The organism is Nocardioides sp. SYSU D00038 (assembly GCF_016924665.1).
Lineage (GTDB): Bacteria > Actinomycetota > Actinomycetes > Propionibacteriales > Nocardioidaceae > Nocardioides.
This window is the reverse complement of record NZ_JAFFJT010000023.1, coordinates 1-24,516: the sequence shown is the minus strand read 5'-3', so window position 1 is coordinate 24,516 and position 24,516 is coordinate 1. Positions and strand designations below refer to the sequence as shown.

27 protein-coding genes are annotated in these 24,516 nt (G+C 74.8%); 22 read left to right on the top strand and 5 right to left on the bottom strand.

The annotated features are described in order from the left end of the window. Positions 1–38: 38 nt before the first annotated feature. Positions 39–341, top strand: coding sequence for a helix-turn-helix domain-containing protein (locus JT721_RS12850; protein ID WP_205473537.1), 303 nt, complete (start codon positions 39–41; stop codon positions 339–341). A gap of 14 nt (positions 342–355) precedes the next feature. Here the strand turns inward: JT721_RS12850 and JT721_RS12845 are convergent, their stop codons facing one another. Further along, entirely contained in the window at positions 356–1,153 is a 798-nt protein-coding gene (locus JT721_RS12845) for an Fpg/Nei family DNA glycosylase (RefSeq protein ID WP_205473536.1), read from the bottom strand. Continuing rightward, positions 1,146–5,687, bottom strand: a complete 4,542-nt coding sequence (locus tag JT721_RS12840) for an ATP-dependent helicase (protein WP_205473535.1) — start codon at positions 5,685–5,687, stop codon at positions 1,146–1,148. Before JT721_RS12840 ends, JT721_RS12845 begins: the two co-directional genes overlap by 8 nt. A 67-nt stretch (positions 5,688–5,754) precedes the next feature. Between JT721_RS12840 and JT721_RS12835 the strand changes: the two genes are divergently transcribed. The 4 genes from JT721_RS12835 to JT721_RS12820 all read left to right on the top strand — a co-directional run bounded on the left by JT721_RS12835 (position 5,755) and on the right by JT721_RS12820 (position 8,550). Then, on the top strand, positions 5,755–5,940 hold the full coding sequence (locus tag JT721_RS12835; protein ID WP_205473534.1) for a hypothetical protein: 186 nt from the start codon (positions 5,755–5,757) through the stop codon (positions 5,938–5,940). An 89-nt stretch (positions 5,941–6,029) separates the two neighbouring features. Continuing rightward, on the top strand, positions 6,030–6,968 hold the full coding sequence (locus JT721_RS12830) for an ABC transporter ATP-binding protein (protein ID WP_205473691.1): 939 nt from the start codon (positions 6,030–6,032) through the stop codon (positions 6,966–6,968). Next, positions 6,968–7,768 carry an ABC transporter permease gene (locus JT721_RS12825; RefSeq protein WP_205473533.1) on the top strand — a complete coding sequence of 267 codons (801 nt, stop codon included), beginning with the start codon at positions 6,968–6,970 and terminating at the stop codon, positions 7,766–7,768. Before JT721_RS12830 ends, JT721_RS12825 begins: the two co-directional genes overlap by 1 nt. After that, positions 7,765–8,550, top strand: coding sequence for an ABC transporter permease (locus JT721_RS12820; RefSeq protein ID WP_205473532.1), 786 nt, complete (start codon positions 7,765–7,767; stop codon positions 8,548–8,550). Before JT721_RS12825 ends, JT721_RS12820 begins: the two co-directional genes overlap by 4 nt. A gap of 18 nt (positions 8,551–8,568) precedes the next feature. Here the strand turns inward: JT721_RS12820 and JT721_RS12815 are convergent, their stop codons facing one another. After that, positions 8,569–9,093, bottom strand: coding sequence for a GNAT family N-acetyltransferase (locus JT721_RS12815; protein ID WP_205473531.1), 525 nt, complete (start codon positions 9,091–9,093; stop codon positions 8,569–8,571). A gap of 70 nt (positions 9,094–9,163) precedes the next feature. Here JT721_RS12815 and JT721_RS12810 point away from each other — a divergent pair, with 70 nt between their 5' ends. The 4 genes from JT721_RS12810 to JT721_RS12795 all read left to right on the top strand — a co-directional run bounded on the left by JT721_RS12810 (position 9,164) and on the right by JT721_RS12795 (position 11,832). After that, positions 9,164–9,691: a DinB family protein gene (locus JT721_RS12810; RefSeq protein WP_205473530.1), complete on the top strand. Its 528-nt coding sequence runs from the start codon at positions 9,164–9,166 to the stop codon at positions 9,689–9,691. Between the two features lie 86 nt (positions 9,692–9,777). Next, the gene (locus JT721_RS12805) at positions 9,778–9,972 is read left to right on the top strand and encodes a DUF3046 domain-containing protein (RefSeq protein ID WP_205473529.1); all 195 of its coding nucleotides are present in this window, start codon (positions 9,778–9,780) and stop codon (positions 9,970–9,972) included. A 22-nt stretch (positions 9,973–9,994) separates the two neighbouring features. Then, entirely contained in the window at positions 9,995–10,792 is a 798-nt protein-coding gene (locus JT721_RS12800; protein ID WP_205473528.1) for an S-methyl-5'-thioadenosine phosphorylase, read from the top strand. Continuing rightward, positions 10,789–11,832 carry an NAD-dependent epimerase/dehydratase family protein gene (locus JT721_RS12795; RefSeq protein WP_205473527.1) on the top strand — a complete coding sequence of 348 codons (1,044 nt, stop codon included), beginning with the start codon at positions 10,789–10,791 and terminating at the stop codon, positions 11,830–11,832. Before JT721_RS12800 ends, JT721_RS12795 begins: the two co-directional genes overlap by 4 nt. A gap of 119 nt (positions 11,833–11,951) precedes the next feature. On the opposite strand, the gene JT721_RS12790 is transcribed toward JT721_RS12795, so the two are convergent. Then, positions 11,952–13,310: a hypothetical protein gene (locus JT721_RS12790; RefSeq protein ID WP_205473526.1), complete on the bottom strand. Its 1,359-nt coding sequence runs from the start codon at positions 13,308–13,310 to the stop codon at positions 11,952–11,954. Positions 13,311–13,420: 110 nt separating this feature from the next. Between JT721_RS12790 and JT721_RS12785 the strand changes: the two genes are divergently transcribed. From JT721_RS12785 to JT721_RS12735, 11 genes are all read left to right on the top strand, one after another. Further along, on the top strand, positions 13,421–14,086 hold the full coding sequence (locus JT721_RS12785; RefSeq protein WP_205473525.1) for a glycosyltransferase: 666 nt from the start codon (positions 13,421–13,423) through the stop codon (positions 14,084–14,086). Then, positions 14,083–14,778, top strand: a complete 696-nt coding sequence (locus JT721_RS12780; protein WP_307828034.1) for a DUF2064 domain-containing protein — start codon at positions 14,083–14,085, stop codon at positions 14,776–14,778. Before JT721_RS12785 ends, JT721_RS12780 begins: the two co-directional genes overlap by 4 nt. Further along, positions 14,775–15,416, top strand: a complete 642-nt coding sequence (locus JT721_RS12775; protein WP_205473524.1) for a bifunctional 2-polyprenyl-6-hydroxyphenol methylase/3-demethylubiquinol 3-O-methyltransferase UbiG — start codon at positions 14,775–14,777, stop codon at positions 15,414–15,416. Before JT721_RS12780 ends, JT721_RS12775 begins: the two co-directional genes overlap by 4 nt. Continuing rightward, positions 15,413–16,573, top strand: coding sequence for a molybdopterin-dependent oxidoreductase (locus JT721_RS12770; RefSeq protein WP_307828033.1), 1,161 nt, complete (start codon positions 15,413–15,415; stop codon positions 16,571–16,573). Before JT721_RS12775 ends, JT721_RS12770 begins: the two co-directional genes overlap by 4 nt. Further along, a complete protein-coding gene (locus JT721_RS12765; protein WP_205473523.1) occupies positions 16,570–17,052 on the top strand; it encodes a hypothetical protein in 483 nt (160 codons plus the stop codon). The genes JT721_RS12770 and JT721_RS12765 overlap by 4 nt, the downstream gene beginning before the upstream one ends. Continuing rightward, complete coding sequence (locus tag JT721_RS12760) at positions 17,027–17,704, top strand: response regulator transcription factor (protein ID WP_205473522.1); 678 nt, start codon at positions 17,027–17,029, stop codon at positions 17,702–17,704. The genes JT721_RS12765 and JT721_RS12760 overlap by 26 nt, the downstream gene beginning before the upstream one ends. Then, the gene (locus JT721_RS12755) at positions 17,701–18,843 is read left to right on the top strand and encodes a HAMP domain-containing sensor histidine kinase (protein ID WP_307828032.1); all 1,143 of its coding nucleotides are present in this window, start codon (positions 17,701–17,703) and stop codon (positions 18,841–18,843) included. Before JT721_RS12760 ends, JT721_RS12755 begins: the two co-directional genes overlap by 4 nt. Positions 18,844–19,048: 205 nt before the next feature. Then, positions 19,049–20,095, top strand: a complete 1,047-nt coding sequence (recA, locus tag JT721_RS12750) for a recombinase RecA (protein WP_205473520.1) — start codon at positions 19,049–19,051, stop codon at positions 20,093–20,095. A gap of 2 nt (positions 20,096–20,097) precedes the next feature. Further along, on the top strand, positions 20,098–20,793 hold the full coding sequence (locus JT721_RS21765; protein WP_307828031.1) for a regulatory protein RecX: 696 nt from the start codon (positions 20,098–20,100) through the stop codon (positions 20,791–20,793). 52 nt (positions 20,794–20,845) lie between these two features. Then, a complete protein-coding gene (locus tag JT721_RS12740) occupies positions 20,846–21,577 on the top strand; it encodes a GNAT family N-acetyltransferase (RefSeq protein ID WP_307828030.1) in 732 nt (243 codons plus the stop codon). After that, positions 21,577–22,428: a polyphosphate kinase 2 family protein gene (locus tag JT721_RS12735; protein WP_205473685.1), complete on the top strand. Its 852-nt coding sequence runs from the start codon at positions 21,577–21,579 to the stop codon at positions 22,426–22,428. The genes JT721_RS12740 and JT721_RS12735 overlap by 1 nt, the downstream gene beginning before the upstream one ends. A gap of 44 nt (positions 22,429–22,472) precedes the next feature. On the opposite strand, the gene JT721_RS12730 is transcribed toward JT721_RS12735, so the two are convergent. Further along, positions 22,473–23,183: a hypothetical protein gene (locus tag JT721_RS12730; RefSeq protein WP_205473519.1), complete on the bottom strand. Its 711-nt coding sequence runs from the start codon at positions 23,181–23,183 to the stop codon at positions 22,473–22,475. Positions 23,184–23,299: 116 nt separating this feature from the next. On the opposite strand from JT721_RS12730, the gene JT721_RS12725 reads away from it, so the two are divergent. Both JT721_RS12725 and JT721_RS12720 read left to right on the top strand, forming a co-directional pair. Continuing rightward, positions 23,300–24,064, top strand: coding sequence for a HipA family kinase (locus JT721_RS12725; RefSeq protein WP_205473518.1), 765 nt, complete (start codon positions 23,300–23,302; stop codon positions 24,062–24,064). Next, on the top strand, positions 24,061–24,441 hold the full coding sequence (locus tag JT721_RS12720; RefSeq protein WP_205473517.1) for a DUF3037 domain-containing protein: 381 nt from the start codon (positions 24,061–24,063) through the stop codon (positions 24,439–24,441). Before JT721_RS12725 ends, JT721_RS12720 begins: the two co-directional genes overlap by 4 nt. Positions 24,442–24,516 lie beyond the last annotated feature (75 nt).

Sequence of the window (24,516 nt, the reverse complement as noted above, 5' to 3'; positions counted from 1 at the left end):
ACGGACCGGTCGTGACCCGACCCGAGAGGGGAACCCGCATGGTGCTGTTCCGCCGACTTCTCGGCGACGTGCTTCGTGCCCAGCGCGTGGAGCGCGGCATGACCCTGCGCGAGGTCTCGGCCGAGGCGCGGGTCAGCCTGGGCTACATCTCCGAGATCGAGCGTGGACAGAAGGAAGCGTCCTCCGAGCTGCTGGCGTCGCTGTGCGGGGCGCTCGACCTGCCGCTCTCGACGGTGCTGCGCGAGGTCTCCGACGCGGTCGCCCTCGAGGAGGCCGCGCTGGCCCCGACCCCCATCGGCGTCGCCGGTCGCCCGACCGAGGTCGTCGCCTCCGCAGCCTGACCGCTCCCGTCCGGCTACGCCGGCTCGGGCTGGCAGACCGGGCACCAGTACGACGCCCGCTCGCGGCCCTGCGAGCCGCGCATCGCGACCGCGACCGGTGTGCCGCACCGCCGGCACGGCGACCGGTCGCGGCGGTAGACCCACATCCGCTCCCGCTCCCGCAGGTTGCCGGTGGTCGACTGCACCGCCCGCTCCTTGTTGAGCTGGAGCATCTGCCGGGCCCGCCGCACCAACCGCTCGGGCTGGGCCACCGCGCCCATCGGGGTGGCCGGGTGTACCCCGTGGGTGAAGCACAGCTCGGCGGCGTACATGTTGCCGATGCCGGCGAGGTTGCGCTGGTCGAGCAACGCCTCGACCACGGGCCGGTCGGGCTCGGCCAGCAGCCGGCGCAGCGCCTCGTCCTCGTCCCAGTCGGGGCCGAGCAGGTCGGGGCCGAGGTGGCCCACCACGTCGTCCTCGCGCTCGCGCGGGAAGAGCTCGACGATGCCGAGGCTGAACCCGACGGCGACCCGGCCGGGCACCTCGAGCACCACCCGGGCCTGGTGGGTCGGGCGCGGCCAGCGCCGGCCCGGCTCGAGCACCCGCCAGGCACCCTCCATCTTCAGGTGCGTGTGCAGCGTCCACGCGGCGCCGTCGTGGTCGATCCGGGTCAGCAGGTGCTTGCCGCGCGACACGGTCTCGGCCACGGTGCCGCCCGAGAGGTCGGCGGTCGCGTGCTGGGGCACCCGGAAGTCGGTGCGCTCGAGCACCTCGCCCGACAGCTCGCGGTCGAGCAGCCGGGCCGCGCGCCAGACGGTGTCGCCCTCAGGCACGGGCGGCCGCCCGCAGCCGCAGGCCGCGCGGTGTCGAGACGAACCCCGCAGCCTGCAACGCCTCGCGCAGGGGGGTGGAGCCGGAGCCCAGCAGCTGCTCGCCGTCGGCCTTCTCGACAGTTAGCCGGCCGAGCGATCCGCGACCGGCGGCGGCCGCCAGGGCGGTGGCGGCCGGGCCGAGGAGGTCGGGGTCGTCGCCCCAGGTGAGCAGCGTGCGTCCGCCCCGCTCGACGTAGAGGGTGAGCACGCCGTCGACCAGCACCACCATCGCACCGGCCTTGCGCCCCGGGCGGTGCCCGGCCCCCTCCGCCGCGGACTGCGGGCGCTCCGGCCACGGCAGCGCGGCGCCGTAGGGGTTGGCGGGGTCGGTGGCGGCCAGGGCCACGGCGTGCGGCTTGGCGTCGGGTGACAGCTCGGTGAAGGTGCGCAGCCGGTCGATCGAGCCGGAGGTGCCGAACTGGGCGGCGCCGAGGCCGTCGACGAAGTAGCCGCGTCGGCAGCGGCCCGAGTCCTCGAACGCCGAGAGCACCTTGTAGACGGCGGCGAACCCGCCGGGCACCCGCTCGTTGACGACGGCGCCGCGGATCACCACGCCGTGCCGGTCGAGCAGCCGCTCGGCGGTGGCGTGGGCGCGCCGGGTGGGGTCGGTGTCGATCGCGGGCAGCAGCGCCCAGCGGCCGGCGGTCTCGGGCGGACCCCCGCGCACCGGCATCCGGCCGCCGGTGGTCGACGACATCCGCAGCCGCGGCGGCGGCTTGCGGGAGCGGTGGGCGGTGCGGCCGCCCCGGCCGAGCGCGCGCAGCGGGGCGAGGGTGTCGTTGGTGACCCGGCTCGCCCAGACGAGGTCCCACAGGGCCGCTGAGAGCGCGGCGTCGTCGGTGGCGCCGACGGTGGTGGCCAGCTGGCGGAAGAACCAGGCTCCGCCGGGATCGAGCGCGGCCAGCACCGCCTCGTGGAGCTCGGTGAGCTCCAGCGGCGCCGGCTCGGGCAGGGTCAGCGGCGCGCTCTCGGCGAGGTGGAGCGAGACCCACCCGTCGGCGCCCGGCAGCGTGGCGTGCCCGGCCCAGACGACCTCGCCGGTGGCGCTGAGCTCATCCAGGAAGGCGGGCTCGTAGTCGCGCACCCGGCTGGCGAGCACCAGCGGCTCGAGGGCGCTGGCCGGCACCGGGCAGCCGGCGAGCTGGTCGACGACCGAGAGCACGCCGTCGACCCCCCGCGGCCCCCGCGAGGTGCCGACGTGCTGCCACGCGGTGAGGAACCGGCCGAGCGCCTCGGGCGGGACCGGCTCGACCTCCTTGCGGAGCCGGGCCAGCGACCGGCGGCGCAGGCTGCGCAGCACCTCGGCGTCGCACCACTCGGTGCCGCTGCCGGAGGGCCGGAACTCGCCGTCGAGCACCCGGCCCTGGGTGGCCAGCCGCTGCAGGGTGTGGCGGACCACGGCGCCGCCGAGGCCCAGGCGCTCGGCCACCTGGTCGGTGGTGAACGGGCCGTGGGTCCGGGCGTAGCGGGCCACCAGGTCGGCGAGGGGGTCGTCGACGGGGTCGGTGAACGCCTCCGGGGTGCCGGGAGGCACGGCGACGCCCAGTCCGTCGCGCAGGCGGCCGACGTCCTCGACGGCGGTCCACCGGGGCTCGCCCGCGACCCGCACCTCGGCGACCCGGCGGCTCGCCACGAGCAGCTCCAGCCAGGCACCGGCCTGGTCGGGCTCGCGGCTGCGCTGGGCCACCTCGGCGGTCGAGAGCGGCCCGAGCAGCCGGAGCAGGTCGGCGACGCCCTCGGCGTCGCGCGCCTGCCGCTCGGGGGTGAGCCGCTGGAGCTCGGCCTCCACCTCGGCCAGCACCTCGGGGTCGAGCAGCTCGCGCAGCTCGGCGCGGCCGAGCAGCTCCGCGAGCAGGCCCTGGTCGAGCGAGAGCGCGGCGGCCCGCCGCTCGGCGATGGGGGAGTCGCCCTCGTAGACGAACTGGGCGACGTAGCCGAACAGCAGGCTGCGCGCGAAGGGCGACGGCGAGGTTGTGGACACGTCGGCCACCTGCACCTGGCGGGTGTCGACCCGACGCATCAGCCCGACCAGCGCGGGCAGGTCGTAGACGTCCTGGAGGCACTCGCGCACCGCTTCGAGGACGATCGGGAACGACGGGTACTTGCTGGCGACCTCGAGCAGCGCGGCCGAGCGCTGCCGCTGCTGCCACAGGGGCGAGCGGCGGCCGGGGTCGCGCCGGGGGAGCAGGAGCGCGCGGGCCGCGCACTCGCGGAACCGGGAGGCGAACAGCGCCGAGCCGCCGACCTCCTGGGTGACCAGGTCGTCGACCTCGTCGGGCGAGAACACGACGAGGTCGCCGCCCGGCGGCTCGGCGTCGGTGTCGGGCACCCGCACCACGATGCCGTCGTCGGAGGCGACCGCCTGCCCGTCGATGCCGTAGCGCTCGCGCAGCCGGGCGTTGATCGCCAGCGCCCAGGGCGCGTGGACGGGCGTGCCGTAGGGGGAGTGGACCACCAGCCGCCAGTCGCCGAGCTCGTCGCGGAACCGCTCGACCAGCAGCGTGGTGTCGCTGGGCAGGAGGTTGGTGGCCTCGAGCTGCTCGTGGAGGTAGGCGACCAGGTTGGCGGCGGCGTAGTCGTCGAGGCCGTGCTCCTGGGCGGCGGCGCGGGCCCTGGCCTGCGGCAGCGCGGCGAGCTCGCGGGTGAACGAGCCGATCGCCTCGCCCAGCTCGGCGGGTCGCCCGAGCGCGTCGCCCTTCCAGAAGGGCAGCCGGCCCGGCACGCCGGGGGCGGGGGTGACCAGCACCCGGTCGTGGGTGATGTCCTCGATCCGCCAGCTGGTCGCGCCGAGGGCGAACACGTCGCCGACGCGCGACTCGTAGACCATCTCCTCGTCGAGCTCGCCCACCCGCTTGCCGGGGCCCTCGCCGCCGACGAGGAAGACGCCGAACAGGCCGCGGTCGGGGATGGTGCCACCGCTGGTCACGGCGAGCCGCTGCGCACCGGGCCGGCCGGTGAGCTGGCCGGTCACCCGGTCCCAGACGACCCGGGGCCGCAGCTCGGCGAACTCGTCGGAGGGGTAGCGACCGCTGAGCAGGTCGAGGGTGGCGTCGTAGGCCCCGCGCGGGAGCGAGGCGAACGACGCCGCCCGCCGGACCAGGTCGTAGAGCTCGTCGACGTCCCAGGCGTCGACGGCGGTCGCGGCGACCACCTGCTGGGCCAGCACGTCGAGCGGGTTGGCGGGCACCGAGAGCGACTCGATCGCGCCGCTGCGCATCCGCTGCACGGCCACCGCGGTCTGGGCAAGGTCGCCGCGGTGCTTGGGGAACAGCACGCCGCGGGAGACCTCGCCGACCTGGTGGCCGGCGCGGCCCACCCGCTGGAGGGCGCTGGCGACGCTGGGCGGCGACTCGATCTGCACCACGAGGTCGACCGCGCCCATGTCGATGCCGAGCTCGAGGCTGCTGGTGGCGACCACCGCGGGCAGGCGGCCGCGCTTGAGGTCGTCCTCGATCAGCGCCCGCTGCTCCTTGGAGACCGAGCCGTGGTGGGCCTTGGCGATCACCTGGTCGGCGCCGCTCGAGGCGCCGGACTGGGCCATCACCTCGGCGGGGCTGCCGACCGGCCCGGCCGACTCGCCGGTCACCCGCTCGGTGGCGATCTCGTTGAGGCGGGCGGTCAGCCGCTCGGAGAGGCGGCGGGAGTTGGCGAAGACGATCGTGGAGCGGTGCTGCTCGATGAGGTCGACCACGCGCTCCTCGACGTGGGGCCAGATGGACGCGTGGCGGCTCTCGTCGGCCTCCTCGTCGTAGTCGCCGGGAGCGGTCATGTCCTCGACCGGGACCACGACGCGCAGGTCCCACTCCTTGGCGCTCGGTGGCGCGACGATCTCGACCGGCGCGGCTCCGCCGAGGAACCGGGCGACCTCCTCCAGCGGGCGCACGGTCGCGGAGAGCCCGATCCGCTGCGCCGGCCGGTCGAGCAGGGCGTCGAGGCGCTCGAGGGTGATCGCGAGGTGGGCCCCGCGCTTGCTGCCGGCGACGGCGTGGACCTCGTCGACGATCACGGTCTCGACCCCGCGCAGCGACTCGCGGGCCTGGGAGGTGAGCATGAGGAACAGCGACTCGGGGGTCGTGATCATGATGTCGGGCGGCTGGGTCACCAGCTTGCGCCGCTCCGCCGCGGGGGTGTCGCCCGAGCGCACGCCCACCCGCACCTCCGGCACCGGGGTGCCCAGCCGGTCGGCGGTGTGGCGGATGCCGGTGAGCGGGGAGCGGAGGTTGCGCTCGACGTCGACGGCCAGCGCCTTGAGCGGCGAGACGTACAGCACCCGGCAGCGCCGCTGCCGGTCGTCGGGCACCGGACCGGTCAGCAGCCGGTCGATGCTCCACAGGAACGCGCTCAGCGTCTTGCCCGACCCGGTGGGCGCCACCACCAGCGCGTGCCGGCCCGCCCCGATGGCCTCCCAGGCACCGGCCTGGGCGGGGGTCGGCTCGGCGAACGCGGCACCGAACCAGGTGCGCGTGGGCTCGCTGAACCGGTCGAGGGCGGACATGCCCTCCATCCTGACCTACGGCACCGACAGCGGGTCTCGGCGACGGGGCGCCGGGTACCGACGTCGGGTGACCAGCACACCGGACGAGTCCAGGATCGACCGCCGCGCCGAGCTGCTGCCCGAGGAGCAGACCGCCGGCAGCGCGGACCCCGAGGCACAGGCCGAGGCCATCCTCGAGGAGTCCGACGAGCGCACCGACGACCCCCAGGGCACCCGTGCCGACTCGGTGCAGACGCCCGGCCCGGAGGACTGAGCAGCTCGTCCCGGTCACGGGGAGCCGCGTGAGAAACCAGGTGTGCCGGACGGCGTGGGACTCCTAGGGTGCCGACCGTGACGGACCTGATGATCTCGGCGCGCGGTCTGCGCAAGAGCTTCGGCCGCCCGGGCGAGGAGCTCGAGGCGGTGCGGGGCATCGGCGTCGACGTACGCCGCGGCGAGGCGTTCGGCTTCCTCGGGCCCAACGGCGCCGGCAAGTCCTCGACGATGCGGATGATCGCCGCGGTCTCACCGGTCAGCGGTGGGGAGCTGCGGATCCTCGGCCTCGACCCGGCCAGGCACGGCCCGGCGATCCGGGCGCGGCTCGGGGTGTGCCCGCAGGACGACACCCTCGACGTCGACCTGACGGTGCGCGACAACCTCTACATCTACGGCCGCTACTTCGGCATCCCCAAGGGCGAGATGCGCGACCGGGCCGACGAGCTGCTCGACTTCGTGCAGCTCACCGACAAGGCCCGGGCCAAGGTCGACGACCTCTCCGGCGGCATGAAGCGGCGGCTCACCATCGCCCGCAGCCTGGTGAACCGTCCCGACCTGCTGCTCCTCGACGAGCCGACCACCGGGCTCGACCCCCAGGCCCGCCACGTGCTGTGGGACCGGCTGTTCCGGCTCAAGCAGTCGGGCGTGACCCTCGTGCTGACCACGCACTACATGGACGAGGCCGAGCAGCTCTGCGACCGGCTGGTCGTGATGGACAAGGGCCTCGTCGTGGCGGAGGGTTCGCCGCTGGAGCTGATCCGCACCCACACCACCCGGGAGGTCGCCGAGCTCCGGCTCGGTGTCGCCGCGGTGGGGGAGACCCACGACGCCCTGGCGGCGCAGGTTTCCGACCTGGGCGAGCGGGTGGAGGTGCTGCCCGACCGGGTGCTGGTCTACGGCCACGACGGCGACGAGGTGGTGGCGAAGGTCCACGAGCGCGGCATCCAGCCCGCGGCGGTGCTAGTGCGCCGCACCACGCTCGAGGACGTGTTCCTGCGCCTCACCGGCCGGACCCTGGTCGACTGATGGACGCCGCCGCAGGGCTCTCGGTGCGCGAGGGGCTGGGCCGCCTGGCCGACTACTGGGTGGTGGTCTACCGGCGCACCTGGCGGGGATCGGTGATCTCGTCGTTCGCCTCCCCGCTCTTCTACGTGCTGGCGATGGGCGTGCTGCTGGGCGGCTTCATCGAGGCCGACCCCGACACCCTCGAGGGCGCCACCAGCTACCTCGCGTTCGTGGTGCCCGGGCTGATCGCCGCCCACGCCATGCAGACCGCCGTCGGCGAGACGACGTGGCCGGTCATGAGCATGTGGAAGTGGAACCCCGTCTACCCCTCGATGCTCGCCACCCCGCTGACCCCGACCCACGTCGTCACCGCCCACCTGGGGTTCGTGGCGTTCCGGCTCGCGACGACGTGCGCGGTCTACATGGTCGTGGTCGCGCCGTTCGGGGTCTTCGAGTCGTGGTGGGGCCCGCTGCTGGCCTACGTCGCGCAGGTGATCACCGGGCTCGCCTTCGCCGCCCTGGTCTACGCGTTCACGGTGCGGATCAGCTCGGAGGAGGCGTTCGGCGTGCTGTTCCGCCTGGGCGTCTTCCCGCTCTTCCTGTTCTCGGGTGCGTTCTTCCCCATCGCCAACCTCGGCGAGGTCGGCGCGTGGGTGGCCCGCGCCACTCCGCTGTGGCACGGCGTCAACCTGTCGCGGATGCTCGCCCTCGACCACGTCACCTGGTGGGTCGCCGGCGTCAACACCGTCGTCCTGGCCGCTCTGGTGGTCGTGGGGTGGCGGCTCTCGGTGCGCGGCCTGACCCGGAAGCTGGTCGCGTGACGACCGCCGCCCCGCTCACCCCGCTGCGCGCGCTCGGGGTGCTGGTGGCGCGCAACGTCGTCGTCTACCGGCGGGCGTGGAAGCTGTTCCTCACCGGCTTCCTCGAGCCCGTCTTCTACCTGCTCTCGATCGGGGTCGGGGTCGGCGCGCTGGTCGACGTGCTGGAGGTCAACGGGCGCGAGGTGCCCTACGCGGAGTTCGTCGCCCCGGCGTTGCTCGCGGTGTCGGCCTTCAACGGCGCGCTCCTCGACTCGACGTACAGCGTGTACTTCCGGCTGCGCTACGAACGCCTCTACGAGCAGATGCTCGCGACGCCGCTCACCACCGCCGACATCGCGCGCAGCGAGATCGTCTGGTCGCAGCTGCGCGGCGGCACCTACTCCGCGATGTTCCTGGTCGTCATGGCCGCTCTGGGCCTCACCGGGTCCTGGACCGCCATGCTCGCGCTCCCGGCAGCCCTGCTCATCGGGTTCTCGTTCAGCGCGGTCTGCATGGCGCTGACGACGTACATGCGCTCCTGGCAGGACTTCGACAAGATCACCCTCCTCCAGCTGCCGCTCTTCCTCTTCTCGGGCACCTTCTTCCCGGTGACCGCCTACGACGGCGTGCTGCGCTGGGCGGTCGAGGCGACGCCGCTCTACCGCGGCGTGGTGCTGTGCCGCGAGCTGGTCACCGGCGAGGTCGGCTGGGGCTCCGCCGTATCGGTGGTCTACCTGCTGCTCATGGGGCTCGCCGGAGCGGTCGTCGTGCGCCGGCGCCTCGACGCGCTGCTGGTCACCTGAGTCGTCGGGGTCACTGGCTCAGAGCAGCCGCTGGTAGAGCGCGGTGTCGACCCAGCGGCCCAGCTTGTGGCCGACCTCGGCGAGCACGCCCACCCGCTCGTAGCCGAGCGCGCGGTGCAGCGCCTCGCTGGCCGGGTTGGGCAGCGCCACCACCGCCAGCGCTGCGTGCACGTCGTCGGCGGCCATCCGCGCGTGCAGCTCGTCGTAGAGCGCCCGGCCGACGCCCCGGCCCCGGCCGTCGTCGGCGAGGTAGATGGACACCTCGCGGGTGTGGCGGTAGGCCGGGCGCGGCCGGTAGCCGCCCGACCGGGCGTGACCGACGACCCGGCCGCCCACCTCGGCGACGAGGAAGTGGTCGCCGGGCTCGGGCTGCTCGAGCCGCTGCCGCCAGACCGACTCCGGGGGCGGCTCGAGGTCGAAGGTCGAGATCGCGGTGCGCACCTGGTCGTCGTAGACGGCCATCACCGCGGGCAGGTCGGCAGCGGTGGCGGGCCGCACGCTGACGGCCCGGTCGTGGGGGTCGGTGAGGTTCGGGGACGACATGGCGCCATCTTCGCCGATGTTGGCAGGATCGCGGCGGGCGCCCGGTCACTGCCACTGCCAGCATGACGCCATGACCGGACCGACCATCACCCCCGACACCAAGGACTGGACCTGGGTCCTCGACCGGCCCTGCCCCGACTGCGGCTTCGACGCCGCCGCCGTCGACGCCCGCCGCACCGGCGACCTGGTGCGCGACAACGCGCGGCGGTGGGTCACGGTGCTGCAGCGCGACGGGGCGACCGCGCGGCCGTCGCCCGAGGTGTGGTCGCCGACCGAGTACGCCGCGCACGTGCGCGACGTCCACCTCATCTTCGCCGAGCGGCTCGGCCTCATGCTCACGCAGGCCGACCCGCTCTTCGCCAACTGGGACCAGGACGAGACCGCGGTCGCCGAGCGCTACGACCTCCAGCGCCCCGAGGACGTCTCGCCCGCGCTGGTCGCCGCGGCCGACGCGGCGGCCGACGCCTACGACCGGGTCGCCGACGACCAGTGGTCGCGCACCGCGCGCCGCAGCGACGGCGCGTCGTTCACGGTCGACACCTTCGCGCGCTACCACCTCCACGACGTCGTCCACCACGTCTGGGACGTGCGAGGCTGAAGAGGGCGACTCGTCGTGCCTCGCGTCGGTCACGACCACCCCTACCGGTGACCCGGCCGGCCGGCGCGGTCTGACACCCTTTCCCCGTGCGGCACACGGAGTTCTGGGCCCGGATGGAGGACGCCCTCGGCGAGGCGTACGCCACCTCGTGGGCGGAGCGGCACGTGCTGGCCGAGCTCGGCGGCCGCACCGCCAGCGAGGCGCTGGGCGCCGGGGTGCCGCCCAAGCAGGTGTGGGCGGCGGTGTGGCGGGCCCTGGACCTGCCGGAGTCGGCGCGCTGACGCCGCTGGCAGAGTGGGCGCCGTGAGCACGCCCCGCGCAGAGGTCGCCGTGATCGGCGGCACCGGCTTCTACTCCTTCCTCGACGACCCCGAGGACGTCCCGGTCGACACCCCCTACGGCGAGCCGTCGGCGCCGGTCTCGGTGGGTGTCGTGGCCGGTCGTCGGGTGGCGTTCCTGCCCCGGCACGGCCGGCACCACGAGCACCCGCCCCACGCGATCGCCTACCGGGCGAACCTGTGGGCGCTGCGCTCGCTCGGCGTGCGTCAGGTGCTGGCGCCGTGCGCGGTGGGCGGGCTGTCCTCCGACGTCGCCCCCGGTGACGTCGTGGTGCCCGACCAGCTGGTCGACCGCACCTTCCGGCGGGTCGGGTCCTACGTCGAGACCGGCGCGGTGCACCTGCCGTTCGCCGACCCCTACTGCCCCCACGTCTCCGCCGCCGTGCTGGCCGCCGCACCCGACATCCGCGGCGGCGGCACCATGGTCGTCGTCGAGGGGCCGCGGTTCTCGACCCGGGCGGAGTCGCGCCACCACGCCGACCAGGGCTGGACCCTCGTCAACATGACCGGCGCCCCCGAGGCGGCCCTCGCCCGCGAGCTGCGGATGTGCTACGCCGCGATCGCCCTGGTCACCGACATGGACGCCGGCGCCGAGCACGGTCACGGGGTCGGGCAGGAGGAGGTCTTCGCGCTGTTCCGCCAGAACCTCGACCGCCTCACCGGCCTGCTGTCCGCCACCATCGCCGGGCTCCCGTCCCCGGACGGGTGCTCCTGCTCGACCTGGGCCGACGGCATCGAGCTGACCTACGAGGTGCCGGGGTGAGGGTGCTGCTCACCGGAGCCGCCGGGTTCATCGGCTCCACCATCGGCCGGCTGCTCCGCGAGGACGGTCACGACGTCGTACCGGTCGACGTGATGCTCGCCCTCGCCCACGGCACCGCCGAACCGCCCGCGGGCACCCACCGGCTCGACGTCCGCGACGCCGCCGCCTGGGTCGACCTCCTGCGCGGCGCCGACGCCGTCTGCCACCAGGCCGCCGTGGTGGGTGCGGGTGTGAGGGTGGGTGACCTGCCCGACTACGCCGCCCACAACGACCTCGGCACCGCCGCGCTCCTCGCCGCCATGCACGAGGCCGGCGTCGACCGCCTGGTGCTCGCCTCGTCGATGGTCGTCTACGGGGAGGGGCACTACGCCTGCGCCGAGCACGGCGAGCAGGTGCCCCCGCCGCGCACGGTGGCGGCGCTGGAGTCCGGCGACTTCGACAACCACTGCCCCCGCTGCGCCCGGCCGCTCGACTGGGCGCTGGTCGACGAGGGCGCCCGGCTCGACCCGCGTTCGTCGTACGCAGCCAGCAAGGTCGCCCAGGAGCACTACGCCTCGGCGTGGGCCCGGCAGGCGGGTGCAGCGGTGGTCGCGCTGCGCTACCACAACGTCTACGGGCCCGGCATGCCCCGGGACACGCCGTACTCGGGGGTGGCAGCGATGTTCCGCTCCTCCCTCGAGCGCGGCGAGGCGCCCCGGGTCTTCGAGGACGGTGGGCAGGTGCGCGACTTCGTGCACGTCGACGACGTCGCCCGCGCCAACCTCGCGGCCCTGACCGCGGTGGTCGACGACCCCGCCGGCTCAGCCCGGGCGTTCAACGTCGCCTCCGGCACCCCGGTCGACATCCACACCGTGGCCCGGCTGGTGGCGGAGGGCTCGGGCCGCGACATCGCCCCCGAGATCACCGGCCAGTTCCGCCTCGGCGACGTGCGCCACGTGGTGGCCTCACCCGAGCGTGCCGCCACCGAGCTGGGCTTCCGCGCGGAGGTGGCGCCCGCGACCGGGCTGCCGGCGTTCGCCACCGCGCCGCTGCGCGGCTGAGGGTCTGCGCCGCTGCGCGGCTGAGGGTCTGCGCCGCTGCGCGGCTGAGGGTCTGCGCCGCTGCGGGACTGACGGCTGACGGGGCTGACGGGGCTGACGGGGCTGACGGGGACGGGGTCCTACCAGCTGGTGTAGAGCAGGTGCTGCACCACCAGCGCCGCCAGCAGCTGGAGGCCCAGACCCCATCGGCGCCACCGCTCCGGCAGCAGGGCCGTGGTGACCAGCAGCCACGGCACGAACGGGAGCCAGATCCGCTCCACCTCCGCCTTGCTCATCCGCGACAGGTCGGCCAGCACCACCGCAACGGCTGCCGACCCGGCCAGCAGCAGCACCACCCGGTCCGCGTGCCGTCCCAGCCCGGCCAGCCGGGCCAGCCCGGGGCCGAGCAGCGGGCCGGCGCAGACCGCGAGCGCGGCGAGGTTGCCCCACATCCAGTACGACGCGGGGCGGTCGGCGGCGATGCCGTCCCAGTAGCGGTCGTGGAGCACCGGGTAGGCCTCCCACCACGCGAAGCCGGCCGCCGCGAAGGCGAGCACGACCAGCAGCGCCGCCCCGGCCGCGACCGGCAGCGGCGACCACGAGCGGGCCGCGGCCAGCACCGCCAGTGCGACCAGGCCGAGCAGCGGCATGCCGTAGGACATCATCACCAGCCAGCCGAGCAGCAGCCCGGCGGCCGCCGACCACAGCAGCCGAGGCCGCGCCGACGGCGCGGTCGCCCCCAGGGCCAGGCAGGCCAGACCCCACGCACCGACCGCGGCGAACACCGCGTCGGCCGAGACGGCCAGGAACACCGCGGCCGGGCCGAGCACGAGGAACGGCGCCGCCCGCCGGGCCACCGGCTCGGCGCCCAGCGCGCGCAGGGTCACCAGCACGGCGGGGGCGATCGTCGCCGCGACTCCCACCACCACCAGGGCCGCGGCGAGGTCGCCACCGAGACCGAGCCGCACCAGCCCGACGAAGAAGAGCAAGGCCCCGGGCGGGTGGCCGGCCACGTGGGTGGGCCAGCGGTCGTCGGAGTCCATCGGCACCCGGTCGAGGTAGCCGCGCAGCAGGGCCGGCACGTCGTCGACGGCGCGGGCGGTCGGCAGGTACTCGAACCGGTTGCCCAGCACCCGGGTGAGGCCGTCGGTGCCGTCGACCAGCGCCAGGGCGAGCAGCCAGGCCACGCCCACCGCCCACGCCACCAGCAGCAGCCGTCGCCAGCCCAGGAGCTGGGCGAGCCCGACCGCCCACCGCCACGAGACGAGCGCGAGCAGCCCGGCGGGCAGGGTGCCGGGGCCGAGCAGCTGCGGGTGCCAGTAGCCGTGCAGCGGTGGCGCGGCGCCGTCGACCTCCGAGCGCGGCGCCCGGGAGGCGACCTCGAGGTCGAGCAGGTGGGGCAGGGCGAACGCCGCGGCGACGAGCAGCCCCGTGACGGCGAGGCCGAGCCACGGCGCCCGTGCCCGCGCCCCCTCCGCCGCTTCCGCCGCCTCCGTCATGCCCCGACCGTAGTGACCGGCGGCGAGCGGGCGGTCGCCGGCGCGCGCCGTCACCGGTTCGTAAGGGTTCGACCGCCACCGAGGGGGGACCGGCTGGCAACGTGGATGACATGGCGAGCGACCCGGACTGCGACCTGGTGCTGCCCTGCCGCGACGAGGGACCCGCGCTCGCCGCGCTGCTGCCCGACGTGCCGCGCGACTTCGCCGTGATCGTCGTCGACAACGGCTCGCGCGACGACACCGCCGAGGTGGCCCGGCGGCTCGGCGCCCGGGTGGTTCCCGAGGCGACCGCGGGCTACGGCGCGGCGGTGGCGGCCGGGGTCGCGGCGGCGAGAGCCGACTACGTCGCGGTCATGGACGGCGACGGGTCCTTCGACCCGGCCGAGCTGGTCGACCTGCTCGACGAGGTGCGCAGCGGCCGGGCCGACCTCGCGGTGGGGCGCCGCCGTCCGGTGCGTCGCGGTGTCTGGCCCTGGCACGCCCGGCTCGGCAACGCGCTCGTGGTGGCCTGGCTGCGGCGCCGGATCGGGCTGCCGGTCCACGACATCGCACCGGTGCGGGTCTGTCGTCGTGCCGACCTGGTCGCCCTCGACGTGCGCGACCGGCGCTTCGGCTACCCCGTGGAGCTGCTGCAGAAGGCGGTGGCCGCCCGGTGGCGGTTCGCCGAGCGCGACGTCGCCTACCACCCGCGTGCGGCCGGCACCCGGTCGAAGGTGTCGGGCTCGGTGCGCGGCACCGCCCGCACCGCCCGCGACTTCTGGCGGGTGCTCTCGTGAGCGCGGCGCCACGTCCCGCTCCGCCGGCCCCTGCGCCGCTGGGCCACGCGCTGGTGCTCGCCAAGGCCCCGGTGCCGGGCCGGGTGAAGACCCGGTTGGCCGTCGACGTCGGCGACGTGGCGGCCGCGGAGGTGGCCGCGGCCGCGCTGGTCGACACCATCGTGGCGTGCACGGCGGCGTTCGGGTCGCGCCACTGCCACCTGGCTCTCGACGGCGACCTGGCCGACGGCCTGCTGCCGGATCGCCTGACCGCGCTCGTGACGGGGTGGCGGATCACGCCCCAGCACGGCGACGGCCTCGACGCCAGGCTCGCCCACGCCCACGCGTCGACCCCGGGGCCCCTGGTCCAGGTCGGGATGGACACCCCGCAGGCGACCCCCGAGCTGCTCCGCGGCGCCGCCCGCGGGCTGGCTCGCCACGACGCCGTGCTCGGTCCCGCCGACGACGGCGGCTGGTGGGTGCTCGCGCTCCGCGACGGCACGGCGGCCGCGGCGCTGCGCGGCGTACCCATGTCCACCCCCCACACTCACAACGACACCCGGGTCGCGCTCACGGCCGCCGGCCTCGACGTCGGCACCACCACCCGCCTCCGCGACGTCGACACGGTCGCCGACGCGGAGGAGGTGGCGGCCCTGGTGCCCGACAGTGCCTTCGGCCGCGCCTGGGCGAGGATCACGGGGGCCGCCGCGTGAGCCTGCCGGACGACTCGTTCACCACCGTGTTCTCGGCGGCCCTGCGCGGCCGCCCGTGCGCGGTGGTGGGTCTCGACGACGCGCCCCAGCCGCTGCCGGTGCCCGCCTGGCTCCGCGCCGCCGACGCCGACGACCTCGCGCTGCTCGAGCGGTGCCAGGGGCCGACCCTCGACGTCGGCTGCGGGCCCGGCCGGCTCAGCGCCGCCCTCGCCGAGCGCGGCGGGGTGGTGCTGGGCATCGATGTCGTCCACGAGGCCGTCAGCCAGACCCAGGACCGCGGGGTCGCGGCGCTGCACCGCGACGTGTTCGACGTCCTGCCGGGCGAGGGGCGGTGGATGAGCGTGCTGCTCGCCGACGGCAACGTCGGCATCGGAGGCGACCCCGAGCACCTGCTGACCCGGCTCCGCGAGCTGATCGACCCGCGCGGCCGCCTGGTCGTCGAGGTCGCCGCTCCGGGCGTGCCCGACCGCGCGGTGTGGGCCCGACTGGAGTGCGAGGGCATCCGGAGCCGCCCGTTCCGGTGGGCGGTCGTCGGCGCCGACGGAGTGACCGCCCTGGCCCGGCGGGTCGGGTTGCGGGTCACCGAGCTGGCGCCGGTGGGGGAGCGCTGGTGCGCCGTCCTCGAGGAGGCGGCGTGAGTCGGCTGCCGGTGCCGCGCGAGGACTCGTTCGGGTCGCGGCTGCGCAGCGCGGCCGTCGCCGCGCGGGTCGGCCTCTGGCTCGGCGTCTGCTTCACCATCTGCTTCGCCACCGGACTTCTGAGCCACTACGCCCAGAACGTCGACCACCCCATCCCGTTCCCCACCAGCCCGTCCTGGGGCTACCGCCTCACCCAGGGCCTGCACGTCACCACCGGCACCGCTGCCGTCCCGCTGCTGCTGGTCAAGCTCTGGGCGGTCTACCCCAAGCTGTTCGCCCGGCCACCGCGGGGGCTGCGCCGGCTGGCGGTCGAGGGGCTCGAGCGGGCCTCGATCGCGGTGCTGGTGGCCACGGCGATCTTCCAGCTCGCCTCGGGGCTGCTCAACAGCGCCCAGTGGTACCCGTGGGCGTTCTCCTTCCGCGCCACCCACTACGCCCTGGCCTGGGTCGCGATCGGCGCACTGGTGGTGCACGTCGCGGTGAAGCTCCCGGTCATTCGGGCCGCGCTGGGCGCCGACGTCGACGACACCGCGCTCGACCGGCCCTCGGCCACCCGGGTCGGCGCCGTCTCGCGCCGCGGGCTGCTGCGCACCACCTGGCTGGCCGCGGGGGTCGCGGTGCTGGCGACCGCCGGCAGCTCCGTGCCGCTGCTGCGCCGGGTCTCGGTGCTCGGCGTGCGCTCCGGCGACGGGCCCGGCGGCGTGCCGGTCAACAAGTCGGCGCGGGCGGCGGGCGTCACCGCCTCGGCCACGTCGGCGTCGTACGTGCTGGAGGTGGTGGTGGCCGGCACCACCCACCGCTGGTCGCGCGACGACCTCCTGGCGCTGCCGCAGCGCACCGAGACGCTGCCGATCGCCTGCGTCGAGGGCTGGAGCGCCGAGGGCACCTGGACCGGCGTGCGGTTGCGCGACCTGCTCGACCTCGCCGGCGCCCCGGCCGGCGCCGACGTCGAGGTCACGTCGCTGCAGGAGTCGGGGCCGTTCCGGGTCACCCGGCTCCAGGCCAACTTCGCCGACGACGACCGCACCCTGCTCGCCCTCGGTCTCGCCGGCGAGCCGCTCTCGCTCGACCACGGCTACCCCGCCCGCGTGATCGCCCCCAACCGGCCCGGTGTGCTCCAGACCAAGTGGGTGCGGCGGCTCGAGGTGCTCGCGTGAGGTGGCTGCTCGGTGCGCTGGGCGCGCTGCTCGGGGTGTACGGCGGGTGGCTGCTGCTCAGCCGCCAGGACGCCGACCGGCTGCTCGACGCCGCGACCTGGCTGGTCGCCGGGGTGGTCGTGCACGACCTCGTGCTGGCGCCCTTGTGGCTGCTCGTCGTGGCGGTCGCCGGCCAGCTGCTCCCGCGGCCGCTGCAGGCGCCCGCGCTGGTGGTGGGGGTGGTGGTGGGGGCGGTCACCCTCCTGGCGGTGCCGGTGCTCGGCCGGTTCGGCGCCCGGGCCGACAACCCCACGCTGCTGGACCGCGACTACGCGCTGGGCTGGCTGGCGTTCGTCGCGGTGACGGTCGGGGTCGTCGCGGCCGCCGCCGTCGTACGCTCTCGGCAGTCGAGCAAACAGTCGAGCCGACAGCCGAGCCGGCAGCCCAGCCGGCAGCAGAGCGGGAGGAGGCCGGGTGGCCCGGGTCCTGGTGGTCGATGACGACCCGACCGTGCGCGAGGTGGTCGTCTCCTACCTGCTGGCCCACCAGCACGACGTCGTCGAGGCCGGCGACGGGGAGCAGGCGCTCGCGGAGATGTCCGCCGCTCCGGCCGACCTGGTCGTGCTCGACCTGATGCTGCCCGGCATCGACGGCCTCGAGGTGGCCCGCCGGCTGCGCGCCGAGGGGGAGGTGCCGATCATCATGCTCACCGCCCTCGGTGGCGAGCTCGACCGGGTCGCCGGCCTCGAGCTGGGCGCCGACGACTACGTCACCAAGCCGTTCAGCCCCCGCGAGCTCGCGCTGCGCGTCGACTCGGTGCTGCGCCGGGCCGGCGCCGCCCCAGGTCTTCCGGCAGTGGTGACCGACGGAGATCTGGAGCTCGACGCGGTGCGGCACCGGGTCGTCCTCGGCGGCCGCGAGCTCGCGCTGACCGGCCGCGAGTTCGACCTGCTGCACCACCTCGTCGCCCATCCCGGGGTCGCGTTCTCGCGCGACGACCTCCTCGAGCGGGTCTGGGGCTGGTCCTTCGGCGACGGCTCCACCGTGACCGTGCACGTGCGCCGGCTCCGCGAGAAGGTCGAGGCCGACCCCCGGCGGCCGACCCGGCTGCGCACGGTGTGGGGTGTCGGCTACTGCTGGGAGGCCTCGTGAGCACCCCCGACCTGCTCGAAGTGGCCGTGGTGTCCGCCGTCGCCGCCCTGGTGGTGGGGGTGCTCGGTCTCGGCACCGCGTGGCTGCTGCGGCGTCGGACGCTGCGCTGGCAGCTCGGCGTGGTCGCCGTCGTGGCGGTGGTGGGCACCTGGCTCGGCGTGCTGGCGATCGCCCAGCGGATGTTCCTGTCCACCCACGACCTCGAGGTCGTCACCACGGTCGCCTCCACGGCAGGCGTCGTCTCCCTGCTGGTCGCGGTCGCCCTCGGCCAGGCGGTGGTGGGCTGGTCGGAGTCGCTGCGCCGCGCGGTCAGCCGGGTCGGGGGCGGGACGGGCGAGCGGGACGGCGACCGCGGCGCCGTCGGGTCGGCGGAGTTCCGGCGGCTCAGCGAGGAGCTCGACCTGGCCCGGGCCCGGCTGGAGGAGGCCCACCACCGCGAGCGCCGGCTGGAGGAGTCGCGCCGCGAGCTCGTCTCGTGGGTCTCCCACGACCTGCGCACGCCGCTGGCGGGGCTGCGGGCGATGACCGAGGCGCTCGACGACGGCCTGGCCGCCGACCCCGAGCGCTACCGGCACCGGATCGCCGCCGAGGTCGACCGGATGACCACGATGGTCGACGACCTCTTCGAGCTCTCCCGCATCCACGCCGGGGTGCTGACGCTGAGCCCGGAGCCGCTGGACCTCAACGACGTCGTGAGCGAGGCCGTCGCCGGCGCCGACCCGGTGGCGCGCGCCCGTGGCGTTCGGCTGGACGGCGGGGTGGAGCCGGGCGTCGAGGTGGTGGCCGACCCGGCGGGGCTGTCGCGGGTGGTGACCAACCTGCTCGTGAACGCGATCCGCCACACGCCGCCCGACGGGCTGGTCGAGGTGACGGGGCGCGCGGTTCCCGACGGCGTGGAGCTCTCGGTCAGCGACGGCTGCGGCGGGATCCCGGACGACGACCTGCCACGGCTCTTCGACGTCGCCTTCCAGGGCGGCCCGGCGCGCACGCCCGACGAGACCGGCACCCGCGGTGCCGGTCTCGGGCTGGCGATCGTCCGGGGCATCGTCGAGGCCCACCGGGGCCGGGTCGAGGTCGAGAACCTGGAGCCGGCCACCGGCTGCCGGTTCCGGGTGCGGCTGCCGCACGCGGTGTCCTGAGACGTCTCTACGGTCCGGCCTAGGGAGAGCGGTGACCGGCGTGTCGGGCCCGAGTCGAACAGGTGTTCGGGCTAGGTTGTGTGCACAGGCACGACGCAGGCGGGACGTTCTCCACAGCTCATGACGCGCTGATCAGGCGCTGTCGGTGGTCCGCCCTAGCGTCGCCGACGTGCCTGGAACCCGACGAGAGAAGAGGAAGACACCCATGGCTGGTGGAGACCGCGAGAAGGCCCTGGACGCCGCGCTCGCCAACATCGAGAAGTCGTTCGGCAAGGGAACGGTGATGCGCCTCGGCGACGACGTCCGCGCGCCGCTGGAGATCATCCCGAGCGGCTCCATCGCGCTCGACGTGGCACTCGGCCTGGGCGGCTTCCCGCGCGGCCGGATCGTGGAGATCTACGGCCCGGAGTCCTCCGGCAAGACCACGGTCGCCCTGCACGCGGTGGCCAACGCCCAGCGCGCCGGCGGCATCGTCGCGTTCATCGACGCCGAGCACGCGCTTGACCCCGACTACGCCAAGAACCTCGGCGTCGACACCGACGCGCTGCTGGTCTCCCAGCCCGACTCCGGCGAGCAGGCGCTCGAGATCGCCGACATGCTGATCCGCTCGGGTGCGCTCGACCTGATCGTCATCGACTCCGTGGCCGCGCTCGTGCCGCGGGCCGAGATCGAGGGCGAGATGGGCGACAGCCACGTCGGCCTCCAGGCCCGCCTGATGAGCCAGGCGCTGCGCAAGATGACCGGTGCCCTCAACAACTCCGGCACCACGATGATCTTCATCAACCAGCTGCGCGAGAAGATCGGCGTCATGTTCGGCTCGCCCGAGACGACCACGGGCGGCAAGGCGCTGAAGTTCTACGCCTCGGTGCGCCTCGACGTCCGCCGGATCGAGACCCTCAAGGACGGCACCGACATGGTCGGCAACCGCACCCGGGTCAAGGTCGTCAAGAACAAGGTGGCCCCGCCGTTCAAGCAGGCGGAGTTCGACATCATGTACGGCAAGGGGATCAGCCGCGAGGGCGGCCTGATCGACGTCGGCGTCGACGCCGGCCTCGTCCGCAAGGCCGGTGCCTGGTACACCTACGAGGGCGACCAGCTCGGGCAGGGCAAGGAGAACTCGCGCAACTTCCTGCGCGACAACCCCGACCTCGCCAACGAGCTGGAGAAGAAGATCCTCGAGAAGCTCGGCGTGGGCCCGACCGTCGACGCCGAGGCGCCGGTGGCCGAGCCCGTCGGGGTCGACGCCTTCTGATCGTGCGCGACGAGGAGCGACCCGCACCCGACTGGGTCGGTGACGTCTCCGTCGGGGTCGACGCGTGGACCCACCGCGCCGACACCCCGGCCGGGGACGGCTCGCCCGACGGCTCCGCAACCGGGGAGCCCCGGCGTGCGTCGCGGCCCCGCTCGCGGTGGCCGTCGCCCCCGCCGGCCGACACCGTCGCGGCCGGCCCGGAGGCCGACCCCGAGTCGGTCGCGCGGACGATCCTGCTCGACCAGCTCGCCGGCCGGGCCCGCTCGCGCCGGGAGCTGGCCGACAAGCTGGCCTCCCGCAACGTGCCTGCCGACGTCGCCACTCGCCTCCTCGACCGGTTCGAGGAGGTCGGGCTGGTCGACGATGCGCAGTTCGCCCGGAGCTGGGTCGACCAGCGGGGCGCCACCGCGGCCCGGGGCCTGGCCAGCCGGGCGCTCGCCCAGGAGCTGCGGCGCAAGGGGGTCGCCGACGAGGTGACCCGTGAGGTGCTCGACGAGGTCGACCCGGCCGCCGAGGAGACCGCCGCCCGGGCCCTGGTCCGCAAGAAGCTGCGCGGGCTGGCCGGGGTCGACGACGTCGCCGCGACCCGACGGCTGGTCGGGATGCTGGCCCGCAAGGGCTACTCGACCGGGTTGGCGTTCTCGGTGGTCCGCGAGGAGCTGGCCGCGGCCGGCCGCGACGCGCCCGAGCCGGACTGACCGGCTCCGCGGACCGGGTGACGCTGCGGGCGCGGAGCGCCACAATCGGGTCGTGAGCGACCCTGGTGGCCCCGACCGCCCCGTCCCCGTGGTGGTCCACGACGACGGCCACGAGCTGGCCGGCGTCGTGCACCCGGGGGAGTCGTGGGCGGCCGCGGCCCGCCGTACCTGCGCCAGCCTGCACGCCGAGCCGGTGCCGGTGGACCTCTCCGGCCCGGTCAAGGTCTTCGCGGTCGACCACGACGTGCGGGTGGCGCTGCGGGCGATGGTCCGCGGCGACCTGCCCGACGTGGCGCGGTGGCGGGCGGAGCCGCACGTGCAGCGCTGGTTCGCCTCCGACGGCGAGCCGACGCTGGCCGGGGTCACCGAGCGCTACGGCGCGCGGATCGACGGGATGAGCCCCGTCCGGATGTGGGTGGTGGAGGCCAACGGCCGCTCGGTGGGGTTCGTGCAGGACTACCGGATCGGCGACCACCCCGAGTTCGCCGTGCTCGGGCCCGACCCCGACGCGGTCGGTGTCGACTACGCGATCGGCGACCCGCGCTGGACCGGTCGCGGGCTGGGCGTCCGGGTCGTGTGGGCCTGGGCGGTGCTGGCGACGCGGCGGTTCCCCGCGGCCCGGACCCTGTTCGCGGCGCCCGACCACCGCAACGCGGCGTCGCTGCGGGTGCTGGCCCGGGCCGGGTTCGCCGCCGGACTCTGGTTCGACGAGCCCAACGCCGCCGGCGGGGTCGACACGGTCGTGGGGCACACCCTCGACGTCGCCACCGTGCTGGGCCGATGATGGCCGGCATGACTCCCGAGCTGCTGCGGCTGCCGCCTGGCCCCGTCGACCTCACCGCCGTCCCGACGCGGGCGAAGCCGGGGTTCGACGGCGACAAGGCGGCCGGCAAGCAGGCGCTGCTCGACCTGGGCCCCGAGCTGGCCGAGCGCCAGGAGCGGCTCTTCGCGGCCGGCACCGCCGGCTTCCGGCGATCGGTGCTGCTGGTGCTTCAAGGCATGGACACCTCGGGCAAGGGCGGGACGCTGCGCCACACGGTGGGCCTGATGGACCCTCAGGGCGTGCGGATCTCCTCGTTCAAGGCGCCCAGCGAGGAGGAGCGCCGCCACGACTTCCTGTGGCGGATCCGCAGGGCGCTGCCGGCGCCGGGGCTGGTCGGCGTCTTCGACCGGTCGCACTACGAGGACGTGCTGATCCAGCGGGTGCGCTCGCTGGCGCCGCCCGAGGAGATCGAGCGCCGCTACGGGGCGATCAACGACTTCGAGCGAGAGCTGGTCGACGGCGGCACCGTGGTGCTGAAGTGCATGCTCCACATCTCGGCCGACGAGCAGAAGGAGCGGCTGCTGGCGCGGCTCGACGACCCCACCAAGCACTGGAAGTACAACCCCGGCGACCTCGACGAGCGGGCGCTGTGGCCGCAGTACCGGGAGGCCTACGAGGTGGCGCTCGAGCGCACCAACACCGAGCACGCGCCGTGGTACGTCGTGCCGGCCGACCGCAAGTGGTACCGCAACCTCGCCATCGGCGGGCTGCTCCACCACGCCCTGACCTCGCTCGACCCGCAGTGGCCGGCCGCGGACTTCGACGTGGAGCACGAACGGGCCAGGCTCACCGGCGAGGAGCCGGTGGCCTGACCCGTTCGGGGGCTACTGGGTCGTGCTGGTCCTGCTGGCGTGCGTCAGCGGGTGACGGCCTTGGCGGTCGTCCGGTAGGTCTTGATGGTGCCGATGACCACGCTGTCGACGAAGCCCTTGCTGCCCTTGAAGATCAGCTGGTAGGTGAACTTGCCGCCGCGGCGCGGGGCCGGCAGCAGGACCTTCCACTTGCCGTTGGACTTGGTCTTGAAGGTCTTGACCTTCTTGAACTTCTTGCCGACCTTCTTCTTGACGGTGACCTTCACCTTGGCCTTGGGGCTGACCTTGCCCTGGAAGCCGGTGCGCTTGCCGCTGACGCCCTTGCCCTTGATGTAGCGCTGGGCCTTGATGACGGCGGTGGCGGAGGTCGGGTCGAACTCGGAGGTGCCGGCGTAGATGACCCGGTAGGTCGCGGTGCCGGCGACCGGGATGGAGTCGTAGAGGTAGGCCGAGGTCGAGCTGGCCACGGTCTGCCAGGTGGAGGTGCTCGCCAGCAGGCGCTGGACGGTCACACCGCCGTCGTAGACCTGCTCGCCGCCCGCGTCCTGGACGTTGATGGAGAAGCGGACGGAGTCCTTGCCGTAGCTCGGCGAGGCGCCGTAGTAGTTGGAGGCCGAGACCCAGCTCTGGCCGGCGGTGCCGCTGACGATGGTCGTCGGCGTGGCCGCGGAGGCCGGGCTGGCGGCCAGGATCGCGCCCGCGGGGGCGATCAGGCCGGTGGTCACGATGGCTGCCAGGAGGCGGCGTGCGCGCACAGTGATTCCTTCGTGGGAGAGGTTGGTGTCGGAACGGCGACCGAGGTCGCCGCGCCCTTGTATACCGCCTCTGACGCTGGGTCAAACAATCGTCTTACGGGCGATAGGGTCGGGGGGTGCTGCCCGTCGTCCCGGTCACCCGCTACGTGACCCCGCTCCGGGAGGGCGGCTCGCTCCCCGGCGTGGTCGAGGCCGCCGACCTCGGCACCTACGTGTGCAAGTTCCGCGGTGCCGGGCAGGGCGTGCGGGTGCTCGTGGCCGAGGTGGTGGTGGCCGAGCTGGCCCGCCGGATCGGGCTGCGGACCCCGCGCCTGGTCGCCCTCGAGCTCGACCCCGAGATCGCCCGCTACGAGGCCGACGAGGAGGTGCAGGACCTGCTGCGCGCCAGCGTCGGACTCAACCTCGGGGTCGACTTCCTGCCCGGCTCGTTCGGCTACGACGGCGACGTCCCCGGTGGTGAGCGCGACGCCGGGCTGGTGCTCTGGCTCGACGCGTTCACCGCGAACGTCGACCGGAGCTGGCGCAACCCCAACCTGCTGGTCTGGCACGGCGACCTGTGGGTGATCGACCACGGCGCGTCGCTGTGGTTCCACCACGGGTGGGGCGGCGGGATCACCGACCCCGCCCGGTTCGCGGCCCAGGCCTGGGACCCGAGCGACCACGTGCTCGGCCGCCACCTGGCCGCCGTACCCGCCGCGGACGAGCTGGTCGCCACGAGGCTCGGCGAGGTCGACTTCCCCGAGATCCTCTCGCTGGTCCCCGACGTGTGGCTCGAGCCGGTGCCGGGCGCCGAGACCCCGCAGGCGGTCCGCGACGCCTACGTCGCGTTCCTGACCGCCCGGTTCGCCACCCGCGACTGGCTGCCGGTGGTCGCGTCGTGACCGAGCACAGCTACCAGTACGTCGCGCTGCGCTGCGTCCCGCGGGTCGACCGCGAGGAGTTCGTCAACGTGGGCGTCGTCCTCTACTGCCAGGCCACCGACTTCCTCGACGTCGCCTGGCGGCTCGACCGGCCCCGTCTGCTGGCACTCGCGCCGACCCTCGACCTCGCTCAGGTCGAGGAGGGGCTGGCCTTCGTCGAGGGGGTCTGCCGCGGCGACGAGCGGGGCGGCGTCGCGGCCGGCGCCCCGGTCAGCCAGCGCTTCGGCTTCCTCAAGGCACCCCGCAGCACCGTGCTGCAGCCCGGCCCCGTCCACGGCGGCCGCACCGACGACCCCACCCGTCAGCTCGCCCGCCTCCTCGACCACCTCGTGGGCTGACCGAGGTACGCCGAGTCGGGGGGGGGTGGTTGGTGGTGAGAACAGAAGCGGGCGGGGGGGGGGGTGGGGGGGGGG